We start from the raw sequence: 14,084 nt of genomic DNA on the forward strand, positions 1-14,084 counted from the left end.
CCGCGGCGCAGGACTGGGCGGGCGCCGCCGAGGCCCTGGCCGCCCATGCCGCCGCCACCCTGCCGCCCGCCCCGGTGCCGCTTGAGGCCGGGCAGCGGCAGATGCTGCTGCGCCTCGCCGCCTTCCGCGCCCTGGCCGGGGATGCCGGGCGGCTGGCCGCGCTGCGCGCCGCCTATGCCGGGCGCATGGCCGGCGATCCGCTGGGCGAGGCCTTTGACACCCTGACCGCACCCGCCTCGGTGGCCGCGCCCGGCACGCCGGAGCTGCAGCGCCTGCGGCAGGAGGTGGCGATGGGCCGGGCGCTCTCCGACGGGCTGCGGGCACTGCGGTGAGGGGCGGTTTGAGGGGAGGGCGCGGGGCCTTGAGAGGGGCCTTGCCCCTCTCTGCACCTGCGCGGCAGTGCCGCGCGGCCACCAAAGGCCTGAGGCCTTTGGAAACCCGGGCGTGAGTCGCGGTGTCGGGCGGCGAGGGGCCGGAAGGTCCGGGGCGTCTTTGGGGGCAAAGCTGAAGCAAATGTTAACGCTGTTAACAATTGGGTCGCTTCTGCATGCGAGGCAGGCGGTATGAGCGCGCGCCCCTCCGACCCGCTGGCCCTGGCCGGGCAAAGGCTGCAATGGCTGGAACAGCGCCAGAAGGTGCTCGCCCAGAACATCGCCAACGCCAATACCCCGGGCTACCAGCCGCGCGACCTCGCCCCCTTCGCCAGCGCGCTGGAACGCGCCGGCACCGCCGCCGCCCTGGCGCGCACCGACCCGCGCCACATCGCCGCCCGCGATGAGCCGCGCGGCCAGCGCGACCGCGCCGCCGCCGAGCGCGCGCCCGATGGCAACGCCGTCTCGCTGGAGCAGCAGGCGCTGAAGGTGGCCGAGACCGACCAGGCGCATGCCCTGGCGCTGAATCTCTACAAGAGCTGGGCCGGGCTGTTCCGCAGCGCCCTCGGCCGCAGTTCCTGACCGCGAGGAGGCCGCAGATGGACCTGGAACGGGCACTCGGCGTCTCCGCCGCCGGCATGGCGGCGCAATCCACCCGCCTGCGCGTGGTGGCCGAGAATGTCGCCAACCGCGACAGCACGGGCGAGACGCCGGGGGCCGATCCCTATCGCCGCAAGACCGTCAGCTTCGCCAGCCGGCTCGACCGCGCGCTGGGGGTGGAGACGGTGCGCGCCACCCGCATCGGCACCGCCGCCGGTGACTTCCCGGAGCATTACGACCCCGGCCACCCCGCCGCCGATGCGCGCGGCTATGTCCGCACCCCCAATGTGGACAGCCTGGTGGAGATGGCGGATATGCGCGAGGCCCAGCGCAGCTATGGCGCCAACCTCTCCGTCCTTGAGACCACGCGCGCCATGATCCAGCGCGCCATCGACCTGCTGAAATCGTGAGCGCGCCGCTCTCGGCCACCGGGGCCGCGCTCTCCGCCTACCGCGCCGCCGCCGGGGCCGTCTCCGGAATGGGTGGGGAAGATGTCCCCGGCCAGGACGGCGCCGCCACGGCCACCGCCGCCGGCAGCTTCGGCGCCATGCTGGAGCGCGCGGTGAACAATGTGGTGGAGACCACCCGCGCCGCCGATGCCACCTCCACCCGCGGCCTCACCGGCGAGGTGGGGGTGACGGAGGTGGTGATGGCCGTCTCCCGCGCCGAGCTGGCCCTGCAGACCACCGTGGCGGTGCGGGACCGGGTGATCTCGGCCTATCAGGAAGTGATGCGGATGTCGCTCTGACATCCGGCGGGCCGCAGGAGGTGGCCCGTCCCCAGCCGCAGGAGGCGGCGCGCGGATGATGGATGCGGAACTGGTCGGGCTGGCCGGGCAACAGGCGCTGTGGACGGCGCTGCTGATCGGCGGGCCCCTGCTCGGGGTGCTGCTGGCGGTGGGGCTGGCGGTGGCGCTGTTTCAGGCGCTGACCCAGGTGCAGGAGGCCGCCCTGGCCTTCGTGCCGAAGCTGCTGGCGCTCGGGCTGATGCTGCTCTTTGGCTCCTCCGCCGCCGTCACCGCGCTGCGCAGCCTGACGGAGCGGCTCTTCGACCAGGTGGTGGCGCTGGGCGGGCTGCGGTGACGGCCGCCGAATTCCTCGACGCCCTGCCGCATCTCGCCTTCCAGATGGTGCTCGTGCTCTGCCGGATGGGGGCCTGCGGCATGGTCATGCCCGGCCTCGGCGAGCAGGAGGTGCCGGTGCAGATCCGCCTCGCCCTGGCGCTGGCCGTGTCTTTGCTGCTGCTGCCGGTGCTGGCGCCGCAATTGCCGCCCGAGCCGCGGGAGGCCGCCGCCCTGCTGCGCCTGCTGGCGCTGGAGATCGCCACCGGGCTGTGGATCGGCTGGCTGGCGCGGCTCGTCGTCTATGCCGTGCAGGTGGCGGGGCAGGTGATCGGGCTGACCATCGGCCTGTCCAGCCTGCTGACGCAGGACCCGGCGATGGGCGAGGGCGGCACCGCGCTGGGCCGTTTCCTCGGCCTTGGCGCGGTGGCGCTGCTGCTGGCCAGCGGGCTGTATGAGTTGCCGCTGCGCGCCCTGGCGGAGAGCTACACGCTGCTGCCGGTGGGTGGCCCCTTCGGCGCCGGCGCGGCGGCGGAGACGGTGGCCGAGGCCAGTGCCGGCAGCTTCGCGCTGGCGCTGCGCCTGGCCGCGCCGATGCTGCTGATGGCGTTGCTGCTCCAGATGGCCTCCGGCCTGCTGGCGCGCATCGCGCCGCAGACGCAGGTCTATATTCTCGCCGCGCCCGCGCTGAGCCTGGCCGGGCTGGGGCTGCTGGCCCTGCTGCTGCCCACGCTGTTCGATGTGTGGCGCGAGGCGGCGCGCGCCCTCTTCGCCCTGCTGCCCGGGCTGCGCTGAGCCGTGGCGGGGGAGGAGGGGGCGGGCGAGGATTCCGCTGAAAAGGAACTCGATCCTTCCGAAAGCCGCCTGCGCAAGGCGCGGGAATCCGGCGATGTGCCGCTGGCGCGGGAGGCGGTGCAGCTGGCCAGCCTGTGCGGCGGCGCGCTGGCGCTCTCCTGGCTGGGGCCGGCGCTCGGGCGGCAGATGGTGGAGGAGGGGCGGGCCATCTTCGCCCTGGCGCATGAGGCCAGCTGGCGCATGGCCCTGCCGGAACTGGTGCTGCGCGCGGCGCCGCTCTCGCTGGGCGTGGCGGGGCTGGCGGCGCTGGGGGCCCTGGCGGTGACGCTGGCGCAGACGCGGCTGCTGATCTCCGCCCGCCCGCTGACCCCGAACCCGGCCAAGCTCAGCCCGCTGGCGGGGCTGAAGCGCATGTTCGGCCCGCATGGGTTGAGCGAGCTGGCGCGGGCGCTGGTCAAGCTGCTCGCCTGCGGGCTGGCGATGTGGTGGGTGTCGGAGGGGGTGCTGGACCACCTGCCGGAAACCCTGGCCCTGCCGCTGGAGGATCTCGGCGCCACGGCGGCGGCGATGCTGGAGCGGCTGCTGCGCGCGGCGCTGCTGGCCTTCACCGTGGTGGCGCTGGCGGACTTCGCCTGGGTGCGCTTCAGCCACTGGCGCAAGATGCGGATGAGCCGCCAGGAGATGAAGGAGGAGATGAAGGAGAGCGAGGGCGACCCGCATTTCAAGGCCAAGCGCAAGCAGGTGGCGCGTGCCCGCAGCCGCCGCCGCGCCATGGCCGAGGTGCCCAAGGCCACGGTGGTGGTGACCAACCCGACGCATTACGCCGTGGCGCTCTCCTACCGGCGGGGGGTGGACGCCGCGCCGCGCGTGGTGGCCAAGGGGGTGGACGCCCTGGCCGCCCGCATCCGCCGCGAGGCGGAGAAGCACGATGTCCCGGTGATGCCCAACCCGCCCCTGGCCCGTGCCCTCTACCGCGTGGAGGAAGGCACCGCGATCCCGGCCGAGCATTTCGCCGCCGTGGCGGAGCTGATCGCGCTCGTGTGGCGGCTGCGGCCGCCAGGGCGTTGATTTTTTTCAAGATGTTCTTTTTTGGAAAAAAGAACCAAAAAACTTTTTTCAGTGTAGCGTCCCACTGTGCCAGGAGACGGCGGCAGCCTGAAAAAGTCTTTTTGCTTCTTTTTCTTCAGAAAAAGAAGATCACTCAAAAAATCTCTTCTGGCTGGCGATTTCATCAAGGGCCGCCTGAGCCTTGCGCAGGGCCTGATGGCGCGCGGCCTCGGCTTTTGCCTCGCGGGCCAGTTCCACCACGCGCTCGGCGGTGCGGGCGGTGACCAGGGCCTCCCGCGCGGCTTCCAGCGCGGCGGCGGCGAGGCGCGCCTCGGTGGCGCGGCTCTCGCGCATCGCCGTGCCATAGGGCAGCCAGGCGGCGAAGGCGGCATGGCCATCGACGCCCTCAGCCGCGCGGCCCTCGGCGGGGATGGCGGCGGCGGCGGCCTGGGCGCCGCGCTCGGCGAGGTCGCGCCGCGCCAGCGCCACCTCCAGCCCGCGCAGCCGTTGCAGCACCGCCAGCGGGTCAGGCGCGGCCACGGGTATCCTCCCGCATCGCGGCCTCCAGCGCGGCGAAGGCCTCGCCGGCGGTCAGCATCGGCTCATCCTTGCGCTGGCTGAGGAAGGCCTCGATGCGCGGGCCGAGGCGCAGCGCCTCATCCACCGCCGCATCCGTCCCGGCGCGGTAGGCGCCAAGGCGCACCAGCTCCGCCATGTCGGCCTGGAGCGCGAGGAGGCGGCGGGCGCGCTGCATGATCTCGCGCTCGCCGGGGGAGAGGCAGCCGGGCACGGTGCGGGAGAGGCTGCGCAGGATGTCGATGGCCGGCCAGCGGCCGCGCTCGCCGATGCGGCGGTCCAGCACCACATGCCCGTCCAGGATGCCGCGCACGGCATCGGCCACCGGCTCGTCATGGTCATCGCCCTCGACCAGCACGGTGAAAAGGCCGGTGATGGCGCCGCCCACGCCCTCGGCGCAGGGGCCGGCGCGCTCCAGCAGGCGCGGCAGCTCGGCGAAGACGCCGGGGGTATAGCCGCGCGTCGCCGGCGGCTCCCCCGCCGCCAGCCCGATCTCGCGGCAGGCGAGGGCGAAGCGCGTCACGCTGTCCATCATCAGCAGCACGTGGCGGCCGCTGGCGGCCAGGCTCTCGGCCACGGTCATGGCGGCATAGGCGGCTTCGCGCCGCATCAGCGGCGGGGTGTCGGAGGTGGCGCAGACGACGACGCTGCGCGCCAGCCCCTCCGGCCCCAGGTCGTCCTCGATGAATTCGCGCAGCTCGCGCCCGCGCTCGCCGACGAGGCAGAGCACCGCGGCATCGCATTCCGCGCCGCGCGCCAGCATGGAGAGCAGGGTGGATTTGCCGACGCCCGATGCGGCGAAGAGGCCGAGCCGCTGGCCGCGCCGCAGGGTGCAGAAGGCGTCCAGCGCGCGCACGCCGAGATCCATGCGCGGACCGAGCCGGGCGCGCAGCCCGGCCTCGGGCGGGCCGCCGCGCAGGCGGCGGGGGGTGCCACCCTGGCCGAGCGGGCCGCGCCCGTCCATCGGCCGCCCGAGCGGGTCCACCACGCGGCCGAGCCAGGATTCGTCCGGCGCCAGCCGCGCCTCGCCCTCGAACAGCACGGGCGCGCCGAGGCGCACCCCCTCCAGCGGGCCATAGGCCATGGCGCGGGCCTGGCCGCCGGAGAGCGCCACCACCTCGGCGGGGACGGGGCCGCCCGGCGTCTCCACCGCCACCCGCGCGCCCACCGAGAGGAAGGGTTGCAGGCCGCCGATCTCCGCGAAGAGCGCGCCGGCGGAGAGCACCCGCCCGGCGATGCGCCCCTGCGGCAGGGCGCGCAGCGCCGCCGCCGCCTGGAGGGCGCGGTCTCGCAGGGAAGGAGAGGGGTGGGGCGCGCTCATGCCCCCTCCCAGAAGGCGCGGGCGGTGGGGGTGTCGAGGCGGTAGGCGCCGTGGCAGGTGGCGAGCGGCGCCAGCCGCGTGCGCAGGGAGAGCAGCACCTCCGCCGCGCCGACATAGAGCAGCCCCTCGGGCGCGAGGCGGCGGGCGCAGAGCTCCACCACCCGCTCCTTCGTCGGGGTATCGAGGTAGATCAGCAGGTTGCGCACCAGGATGACGTCGAAGGCGGGGCCGGGCAGGCTGGCTTCCTCGACCATGTTGGCGGTGGCGAAGCGGCAGGCGGCGCGTAGCGCGGGGCCGGCGCGCCAGTTCTCCCCCTCGGCGGTGAACCAGCGGTCGCGGCGCGCCTCCGAGAGGCCGCGGCGGATCTCGAAGCCGCTGTAGAGCCCGGCGGTGGCGCGCGCCACCATGGCCGGGGCGAGGTCGGTGCCCAGCACCGCCACCGCGCGGCCACCGAGGGCGGCGCGCTGCTCGGCGGCGATGATGGCGAGGGAGCAGGCTTCCTGGCCGGAGGAGCAGGCGGCCGACCACAGCCGCAGCGCCGCCCCGGCCGGGCGGGCGGCGGCGAGGCGCGGCAGGGCCTCCCCGGCGAGGTGGCGGAAGGGGATTTCGTCGCGGAAGAAGCTGGTCTCGTGGGTGGCGGTGGCCAGGGCGACCTCGCGCGCCAGGGCGGCGGCGCCGGGGGCGCGCAGGCGCTGCGCCAGGGCCGGCAGGTCGGCCAGCCCGTGCCGGCGCAGCACGGGGCCGAGCCGGCTGGCCAGCAGGTAGCCCTGCCCCGGTTGCAGGGCGAGGCCGGAGACGCCCTGGATGGCGCTGGCGATGTCCTGGAAGCCGGCCTCGGTCATGCGGCGCCGGCCAGCTCCGCGAAACGGGCGGCGAGGCTGGGCATGGGCAGCACCTCGCGCGCCGCGTTGCGCTCCACCACCGCGCCGGGCATGCCCCAGACGACGCTGGTGGCGGCGTCCTGCGCCAGCACCAGCCCGCCGGCGGCATCGACCAGGGCGGCGCCGGCGCCGCCATCATGGCCCATGCCGGTGAGCACGGCGACCAGGGCGCGCGCGCCATAGACCTGCGCCAGGCTGCGCAGCATGGGGTCCACGGCGGGGCGGCAGAAATGCTCTTCCGGCCCGTCGGAGAGGGTGACGCAGGGCGGGCTGCCGGGCGCCACCAGCAGGTGCCGCCCGCCGGGGGCGAGATAGGCGCGGCCGGGCAGCAGCGGCTCCCCCTCCTGCGCCACGCCGACCGGGACGGGGCCGAGGCGGGAGAGGTGCTGCGCCAGCATCGGGATGAAGGCGGTGGGCATGTGCTGGGTGAGCAGCAGCGGGATGCGCGGCGGCTGGCGGAAGGCGCGGAAGAGCGTGGCCAGCGCCTCCGGCCCGCCGGTGGAGGAGCCGATGGCGCCGACCGCCAGCGGCAGGGGCGGGCGCGGCGGGCGGGGCGCGGTGGGGCGGGCGGCCGCCGCCGCGGGGAGGGTGGGCGGCAGGCTGGCGCGCAGCGCGGCCACGGGGGGTGGTGGCGCGGGGGCGGCGGCGGGCGGCGGCGGCGTGGGCACCAGGAGCGGCGCGGGGCTTGGCGCGGGCGCCGCGCCGAAAGAAAGATTGAGCGCCGGGGTGGGCGAGGCGCGGCGGCGCAGCGCGCCATGGCCCTTGACCAGCGCCACCAGCTCGGCGGCGAAGGACTGCTCCTCGGCGGCGGAGGGCTTGGGCAGGCAGTCGGCGGCGCCGCGCCGCATCGCCTCCATCGCCGCCGCCGCGCCGCGCGTGGTCAGGGTGGAGCAGACGATGACGCGCAGCCCCGGATCGGCCTGCAGCAGCAAAGGCAGGGCGGTCAGCCCGTCCATCACCGGCATCTCGATGTCGATCACCGCGAGGTCGATGCCGCCGCGCCGGATGGCGGCCACCGCCTCCTCCCCGTTGCGGGCGCGGGCGATGACCTGGATGCCGGGATCGGCGTGCAGGATGCGCGCCATGGCGGCGCGCACCACCGCGCTGTCGTCGCAGAGCAGCACGCGCAGCGGCGCGGCCGCGGCCTCCCGCCCCGAAGCGGGGGGCGGCGCCAGATCCAGCGTCACCGGCGCGGATCCGCCGCCGCGCGCGCGCCGAAGGCCAGGAGGCGATCCGTGTCCAGCTCGATCAGCAGCCCTTCCTCCAGCCGGTGCACGGCGCAGGCATGTTCGCGCCAGGCCTCGCCCAGCGTCGCCGGCGCGTCCTCCCGCACCTCGGGCGGCAGGGCCAGCACCTCGCGCACCGCATCGGCGAGCAGGCTGTAGAGCTCGCCCTCATGCTCGACCACCACGCTCATCCGCGCGGCCCCCGGCTCGGCGGGGGGCAGGCGCAGGCGCTGGCGCAGATCGACGGCGGTGACGATGCGGCCGCGCAGGTTCAGCACCCCGGCCACGCCGGGCGGGGCCAGCGGCACGCGGGCGATCTGCTCGCCGCGCAGCACATCGCGCACGCGCGGGACGGCGATGCCGCAGAGCCGCCCCCCCACCAGCAGCGTCAGCAGCAGGCGCGGCTCGCCCGCGCCGGCCTCGGCCGCGCCCCGCGCGGGCGGGGCGGGGCGGCGGGCCAGGGTTTCGGCGGAGGCGCTCATCAGGCCGCTTCCTTCGCATGCGCCAGGGCGCGGGCCAGGGCTTCCAGCACGCGCTCACTGTCGAATTTCGCCACATGGTCGGTGAAGCCCGCGGCGCGGCCGCGGGTGATGTCGGCGGGGCTGCTGCGGCTGCTCAGCGCCACCACGGGCAGGGCGGCCCAGGGGCCCTCGCGGCGGAGCTCGGCCACCAGGGCGAAGCCATCCATGCCCGGCATCTCGATATCGCTCAGCACGGCGTCGAACATCGCGCCGCCGGCGCGCAGCTTCAGCGCCTCCGCCGCATCGGCGCAGGCCGTCACCTCATAGCCCGCCCCGGTGAGCGCGGGGACGACGAGCTGGCGGAAGAAGCCGCTATCCTCGACGACGAGGACACGGCGCGGCGCCTGCGCCTCGCCCCGGCCGAACCAGCCGGGATCGCCGAGGCGCAGCCAGTAGGCGCAGTCCAGCACATCCGCCGCGCGCCCGGCGATGACGGCGCTGCCGAGGAAGCCCGCGCGGTCCGCCGCCGGGCGCAGCACCAGCTTTTCCTCGATGACGTCGAGGATCTCATCGACCATCAGGCCGAGGCTGCGGCTGCCATCCTGGAAGACCAGCAGGTGCTGCGTGGCGCCGGCCGGCGGCTGCACCCAGGGGCCGAGCGGCAGCAGCGGCATGAGCTGGCCGCGATACTGCACCGCCGGGCGGTTGCCGGCGATCTCGATGCTGTCCGCCGGCAGGGCCTCCAGCCGGGCGACGAGGCCGAGCGGCACGGCGATCGGCGTCGCCTGGCCGCCGGCGCGGAACATGAGGAGCTGGGAGCGGCCCTCTTCCGTGCTGGTGGCGGCGGTGGCCGCCTCCTGGCGCATGGCGCTGAGGCCGGCCATGCGGGCGAGGCCCGCCGGGTCGAGGATCATGATGACGCCGCCATCACCCAGGATGGTGTTGCCGGAGAAGGCCTGGAGGTCGCGCAGGATCGGCGCCACCGGCTTGACGACGATCTCCTCCGTGTCGAAGACGCCATCGACCAGCAGGCCATAGCGCGCCGCATCGCCCTGGAGCACGGCGACGAAGCCCTGCACCGCGCTGCCGCCCTGCGGCGGCGGGGCGAGGCCCAGCATGGCGCCGAGCTGCACCAGCGGCAGCAGCTGGCCGCGCAGGCGCATCACCGGCGTATCGTCCAGCCATTCCACCGCGGCGCCGCCATGGCCCACGCGCACCAGCTCCACCACCGCCGATTGCGGCACGGCGAAGCGCTCCCCCGCCGCCTGCACGACGAGGCCGGAGATGATGGCGAGGGTGAGGGGGATGCGCACCGTGATGGTGGTGCCCTGGCCCGGCACGGTCTGCAGGTCCACCGTGCCGCCGATGCGCTCGATATTGGTGCGCACCACATCCATGCCGACGCCACGGCCCGAGACGGCGGTGACGGCGGCGGCGGTGGAGAAGCCGGGGCGGAAGACGAAGCGCGCCACCTCGGCATCCTCCATGGCGGCCACTGCGGCCTCGGTGGCGAGGCCGCGCTCCACCGCGCGCGCGCGCACCTTGGCGAGGTTCAGCCCGCGCCCGTCATCGGCGAGCTGGATGACGATGCGCCCGCCCTCCTGCCGGGCGGAGAGGCTGATGCGCCCGGCGGCGGGCTTGCCGGCGGCGCGGCGCTCCTCCGGCGTCTCCAGCCCGTGATCGGCGCTGTTGCGGACCATGTGGGTCAGCGGGTCCTTGATCAGCTCCAGCACCTGGCGGTCCAGCTCCGTCTCGCCGCCGCTCATGGCGAGGTCGATGCGCTTGCCAAGCTCCGCGCCGAGGTCGCGCACCAGCCGGGGCAGCTTGGCCCAGGCGGCGGAGACGGGCTGCATGCGCGTCTTCATCACCCCTTCCTGGAGGTCGGAGGTGATGCGGGAGAGGCGCTGGAGCGGCGCGGCGAAGGGCGTGTCCGCCTGGCCGCGCGCCACCTGGAGCAGCTGGTTGCGCACCAGCACCAGCTCGGAGGCGAGCGTCATCAGCTCGTCCAGCACGGTGAGGGAGACGCGGATGGCCTGCACCGGCAGGGCGGGATCATGCGCCGGGCTGCCGGAGGGAGTGGCCGGGGAGGGCGCGCCAGAGGGAGGAGTCGCGGGAGTGGCCGAGGGATGAGCCGAGGGAGAACCGGGGGCAGGAGAAGAGGCGGCGGGGGAGGGGAGGTCCTCCTCCTCCTCATCCTCCTCCTCCAGCGCGGCGGCGCTGGCGGCGGGCGGCTCCGGGGCAGCGGCGGGCGGCGCCGGCGGCGCTGCCGGGGCCTCGCCCTCAGCGGCGGCGGCGGTGAGCTGGGCCAGCAGGCCGGTGTCATCCCCCTCCGGCTCCGCCCCCGTCTCGGCGAGGCCGGCCATGATCAGGCGGATGGTGTCGATGGCGGCGAGCACGGCGGTGACACCGGCGGGGGTGACCGGGCGCTCGCCATCGCGGTAGAGGCCGAGCAGCGATTCGGCGGCATGCGCCACCGCCTCCAGCCGTGACAGGCCGAGGAAGCCGCAGGTGCCCTTGACGCTGTGCACCAGGCGGAAGATGCGGGCGAGGATCTCGGCATCCTCGGAAGCGCGCTCAAGATCGACCAGGGCGGTGTCCAGCTCGGCCAGGGCCTCGTTGGTTTCCGCCAGGAATTCCAGGATCAGGTCGTCCATGCCGCGAATCCGTCTTCTGCCGTCGCGGCGGCAGGATGGCGCGGAGTTCGGACCAGTCTGTTAACCTGCTGATGACCTTTGCCTGCGGATCACGCGATTGCGGGCGGAGATTTTCCCAATGGTAAACATGTCGTTCATAAACCCGGCGGAGGCTCGGCCTGCCGCCCAAGGACCGGGCGGAGACGGATGGTACGGCGGATGATCCGCGCGGTGACCCTCCTTCCCGGCCAGACGCCCCGGAAAAGACAGGGGCCCTGGCCGCACCGCCTGAAAAGCAGGCGGTGACGGGTGAACAGGATGTGACGCCATGGCCAACTCGGTCATCACGAACTCCGGCGCCAAGGTCGCGCTGCAGTCGCTCAACAAGATCAACAGCCAGCTCGACGAGACGCAGAAGAAGGTCTCGACCGGCTACAAGGTGGCCGACGCCACCGACGACGGCGCCGCTTACGCCGTGGCGCAGAAGGTGCGCTCCGACATCTCCGGCCTGAACGCCGCCAATGACCAGCTCGGCGCCGTGGACGGCCTGCTCAGCAGCACGCTGGAGGCGGTGGACAGCGTCTCCAGCACGCTGACCGAGGCGGATTCGGGCGTCAGCGCCATTCTGACGAAGCTGAGCGACGGCAACCTCGATGACGAGACCCGCGCCCAGTACACCGAGCAGTTCAAGTCGCTCGTCCAGCAGATGAACACGACGCTGCAGGATGCGAGCTACAACGGCACCCGTCTGCTCGGCAGCACCGCCGAGGACCCGCTGACCGGCGCCGCCTATACCGGCGGCTCGATGGACGTGACCCGCAACGAGAAGGGCCAGACCTACACGGTCAACGCCAGCGGCACCACGGCCGATGATCTGAGCTTCACCGACGATATCTCGGGCGAGGATCTCGACACCATCACCTCGATCAGCGCCGCCGATGCCAAGACGCTGCTGACCGGCGTTGATGCCACCGGTACCGCGCAGACCTCGGTCACCATCGGCACGGTCAACATCAAGACGCTGACCTCGGTGACGCAGGCGGTCAACGCCTCGGCCAACGAGCTGGGTAACGACAGCAACTTCGTCGACAACCAGAAGACCTACAACAGCGCGCGCGTTGACTCGATGGAAGAGGGCCTCGGCTCGCTCGTCGATGCGGACCTCGCCAAGGAATCGGCCCGGCTCACCGCGCTGCAGACGCAGCAGCAGCTGGCCACCACGGCGCTGACCACCGCCAACTCGGCGCCGCAGAGCCTGCTCTCCCTGTTCCAGTAAGACCTCCCGCAGGGCTGAACTGACCGGGCCGGGCGGGAAAAACACCGCCCGGCCCTCATTCCTTCCCGCACCCCTTCACGCATCCTTCCCCTGGGGCCCCGCGCCCCCCCGCCGTCAAAACGAGAGGCTGGTACCGTGTCCGCACCCCCGATGCAGGCCCATGCGCTGCGCGCCTATGGTGCCGTCAAGGCCGCGAGGCCCCTGCGCGAGCAGGAGGCCGATGTCTATGCCCTGGTCTCGGGCCGGTTGCGCCTGGCGCTCGACGGTTCGGAGATGGACAGGGTGCGCGCCCGCGCCGATGCGCGCCGCCTCTTCGAGACGCTGCGGCTGCTCACCGCCCATGAATCCTGCGAACTGCCGATGCCGCTGCGCCGGCAGATCCTCTCCCTCTGCCGCAGCGTTCTGCGCGAGACGGAGCTGGAGAGCCCGGACCTCGCCTTCATCGCCGATATCTGCGATTGCTTCGCCGCCGGCCTGATGGGCCGCGCCCCCGAGGGGATCGCCGCGGACGCCGCGGCATGAGCGAGACCCGCACCCCGCGCGGCTCCGGCCGCCTCGTCCTCGACCTGCGCGCCGGCGACCGCATGCTGGTCAACGGCGCCGCGCTGCAGTTCAAGACGCGCACCAGCGTCATGCTCTCCAACCGCGCCCGCTTCCTCTTCGGCAAGCAGATCATGGCGCCGGAGGATGCCTGCACGCCCTCCCGCCGCGTCTATTTCGCCATCCAGGCCGCCTATGTGGCGGAGGATGACGAGCGCGCCCAGTTCGTCGCCCAGGCGCGCCGGCTGGCGGATGAATATTCCAGCACCACCACCTCCCCCACCGCGCGCGGCGTGCTGGCCCAGGCCATCGCCGACCTGGAGGCGGGGGATTGCTGGGAGGCGATGCGCCGCCTGCGCGTGCTCTTCGCCCATGACGATGCGATGCTGGGGGCGGCGGCGGCGCCGGTGGCCGCCCAAGGCTGACAGGGACGCTGACTGGGACGCTGACAGAAAAACCGGCAGAAAAACGGCGCGGCGGCGGAGGAGAGGCTGGCATGGCGATCAACCCCTACATGGTCACCCTCTTCGGCGGCTCCGTGTCGGACAGCTCGACCCTGACCGGCTCGCAGCGCATCAGCCTCTACAACCAGACCCTCCGCAACGAGGAGAAGGATACCGTCCGCCTCAGCAAGGATGCGACGGTCACCCGCAATCTCGACGCCCTGCAGAAGGCGATCGACGAGGCGGAAACGCCCGAGGACCTGCTGAAGGACCCGACGGCGCGCGCCGTGCTGCTGCAATCCCTGGGCCTCGCCGGAGAGGAGGACAATACCGGCCTCGCCATCAAGGCGCTGATGTCGGACACCTCGGCCGATGGCAACCTGGCCTCGCAGCTCAGCAACACCGCCTGGGAAACGGCGGCGGAAAAGCTCGACTTCGCCAATTCCGGCCTCGACAATCTGCGGGATGCGGATTTCTTCGCCGAGATCAAGGCCAACTACATCGACTACCAGCGCCTCTCGGAAGTCTCCGACCAGAGCCGCGCCGTGAGCGATGCGCTGCATGTCAGCGAAATGGAGGATGAGACGCCCAACGTCTACAACATCCTCGCCGACAAGGTGCTGCGCCGCGTCGCGCTGACGCTGACCGGGCTGCCGGACGAGATCGCCTATCTCGACATCGAGGACCAGGCGCGGCAGGTGGAAAGCAAGCTGGACCTCTCGCAGTTCTCCACCGCCGAAGGGCGGGAGAAGCTGATCCAGCGCTACCTCATCATGACCGAGGACGACACCACCAGCTCGTCCACCGCGAGCTCCTACCTCGTCTCGCTCTTCGCCTGAGGCTTGAGAGGGGCT

At 73.3% G+C, this 14,084-nt stretch carries 17 protein-coding genes; 11 read left to right on the top strand and 6 right to left on the bottom strand.

Annotated features, from left to right (window positions below):
• From NON00_RS18780 to NON00_RS18810, 7 genes are all read left to right on the top strand, one after another.
• A partial coding sequence (locus NON00_RS18780) for a hypothetical protein (protein ID WP_256024235.1) occupies window positions 1-332 on the top strand: 332 nt, incomplete at its 5' end.
• A gap of 231 nt (window positions 333-563) precedes the next feature.
• Window positions 564-953, top strand: a complete 390-nt coding sequence (locus NON00_RS18785; RefSeq protein ID WP_256024236.1) for a flagellar basal body protein — start codon at window positions 564-566, stop codon at window positions 951-953.
• 17 nt (window positions 954-970) lie between these two features.
• Complete coding sequence (flgC, locus tag NON00_RS18790) at window positions 971-1,381, top strand: flagellar basal body rod protein FlgC (protein WP_256024237.1); 411 nt, start codon at window positions 971-973, stop codon at window positions 1,379-1,381.
• A complete protein-coding gene (gene fliE, locus NON00_RS18795) occupies window positions 1,378-1,719 on the top strand; it encodes a flagellar hook-basal body complex protein FliE (protein WP_256024238.1) in 342 nt (113 codons plus the stop codon). The genes flgC and fliE overlap by 4 nt, the downstream gene beginning before the upstream one ends.
• A 55-nt stretch (window positions 1,720-1,774) precedes the next feature.
• Window positions 1,775-2,053 (top strand): flagellar biosynthetic protein FliQ, encoded by a 279-nt coding sequence (locus tag NON00_RS18800; protein WP_256024239.1) that lies wholly within the window; start codon window positions 1,775-1,777, stop codon window positions 2,051-2,053.
• Window positions 2,050-2,826, top strand: coding sequence for a flagellar biosynthetic protein FliR (gene fliR / locus NON00_RS18805; protein ID WP_256024240.1), 777 nt, complete (start codon window positions 2,050-2,052; stop codon window positions 2,824-2,826). The genes NON00_RS18800 and fliR overlap by 4 nt, the downstream gene beginning before the upstream one ends.
• A 3-nt stretch (window positions 2,827-2,829) precedes the next feature.
• Window positions 2,830-3,894 carry an EscU/YscU/HrcU family type III secretion system export apparatus switch protein gene (locus NON00_RS18810; RefSeq protein WP_256024241.1) on the top strand — a complete coding sequence of 355 codons (1,065 nt, stop codon included), beginning with the start codon at window positions 2,830-2,832 and terminating at the stop codon, window positions 3,892-3,894.
• Window positions 3,895-4,023: 129 nt separating this feature from the next.
• On the opposite strand, the gene NON00_RS18815 is transcribed toward NON00_RS18810, so the two are convergent.
• From NON00_RS18815 to NON00_RS18840, 6 genes are read right to left on the bottom strand one after another with little or no spacing between them, the layout of a single operon-like run.
• Window positions 4,024-4,413 (bottom strand): hypothetical protein, encoded by a 390-nt coding sequence (locus tag NON00_RS18815; RefSeq protein ID WP_256024242.1) that lies wholly within the window; start codon window positions 4,411-4,413, stop codon window positions 4,024-4,026.
• Window positions 4,400-5,770: a FliI/YscN family ATPase gene (locus NON00_RS18820; protein WP_256024243.1), complete on the bottom strand. Its 1,371-nt coding sequence runs from the start codon at window positions 5,768-5,770 to the stop codon at window positions 4,400-4,402. Before NON00_RS18820 ends, NON00_RS18815 begins: the two co-directional genes overlap by 14 nt.
• On the bottom strand, window positions 5,767-6,612 hold the full coding sequence (locus tag NON00_RS18825) for a protein-glutamate O-methyltransferase CheR (protein ID WP_256024244.1): 846 nt from the start codon (window positions 6,610-6,612) through the stop codon (window positions 5,767-5,769). The genes NON00_RS18820 and NON00_RS18825 overlap by 4 nt, the downstream gene beginning before the upstream one ends.
• The gene (cheB, locus tag NON00_RS18830) at window positions 6,609-7,838 is read right to left on the bottom strand and encodes a chemotaxis-specific protein-glutamate methyltransferase CheB (protein ID WP_256024245.1); all 1,230 of its coding nucleotides are present in this window, start codon (window positions 7,836-7,838) and stop codon (window positions 6,609-6,611) included. The genes NON00_RS18825 and cheB overlap by 4 nt, the downstream gene beginning before the upstream one ends.
• Complete coding sequence (locus NON00_RS18835) at window positions 7,835-8,359, bottom strand: chemotaxis protein CheW (protein WP_256024246.1); 525 nt, start codon at window positions 8,357-8,359, stop codon at window positions 7,835-7,837. Before NON00_RS18835 ends, cheB begins: the two co-directional genes overlap by 4 nt.
• Complete coding sequence (locus tag NON00_RS18840) at window positions 8,359-10,992, bottom strand: chemotaxis protein CheW (protein WP_256024247.1); 2,634 nt, start codon at window positions 10,990-10,992, stop codon at window positions 8,359-8,361. The genes NON00_RS18835 and NON00_RS18840 overlap by 1 nt, the downstream gene beginning before the upstream one ends.
• A 307-nt stretch (window positions 10,993-11,299) precedes the next feature.
• On the opposite strand from NON00_RS18840, the gene NON00_RS18845 reads away from it, so the two are divergent.
• The 4 genes from NON00_RS18845 to NON00_RS18860 all read left to right on the top strand — a co-directional run bounded on the left by NON00_RS18845 (window position 11,300) and on the right by NON00_RS18860 (window position 14,069).
• Window positions 11,300-12,247: a flagellin gene (locus tag NON00_RS18845; RefSeq protein ID WP_256024248.1), complete on the top strand. Its 948-nt coding sequence runs from the start codon at window positions 11,300-11,302 to the stop codon at window positions 12,245-12,247.
• A gap of 135 nt (window positions 12,248-12,382) precedes the next feature.
• Window positions 12,383-12,769, top strand: a complete 387-nt coding sequence (locus NON00_RS18850) for a flagellar biosynthesis regulator FlaF (RefSeq protein ID WP_256024249.1) — start codon at window positions 12,383-12,385, stop codon at window positions 12,767-12,769.
• Window positions 12,766-13,212, top strand: a complete 447-nt coding sequence (locus NON00_RS18855) for a flagellar biosynthesis repressor FlbT (RefSeq protein ID WP_256024250.1) — start codon at window positions 12,766-12,768, stop codon at window positions 13,210-13,212. Before NON00_RS18850 ends, NON00_RS18855 begins: the two co-directional genes overlap by 4 nt.
• Before the next feature lie 71 nt (window positions 13,213-13,283).
• Window positions 13,284-14,069 (top strand): DUF1217 domain-containing protein, encoded by a 786-nt coding sequence (locus NON00_RS18860; RefSeq protein WP_256024251.1) that lies wholly within the window; start codon window positions 13,284-13,286, stop codon window positions 14,067-14,069.
• Window positions 14,070-14,084 lie beyond the last annotated feature (15 nt).

Source organism: Roseomonas sp. GC11 (genome assembly GCF_024437745.1).
In the GTDB taxonomy this organism is placed as follows: Bacteria; Pseudomonadota; Alphaproteobacteria; order Acetobacterales; family Acetobacteraceae; genus Pseudoroseomonas.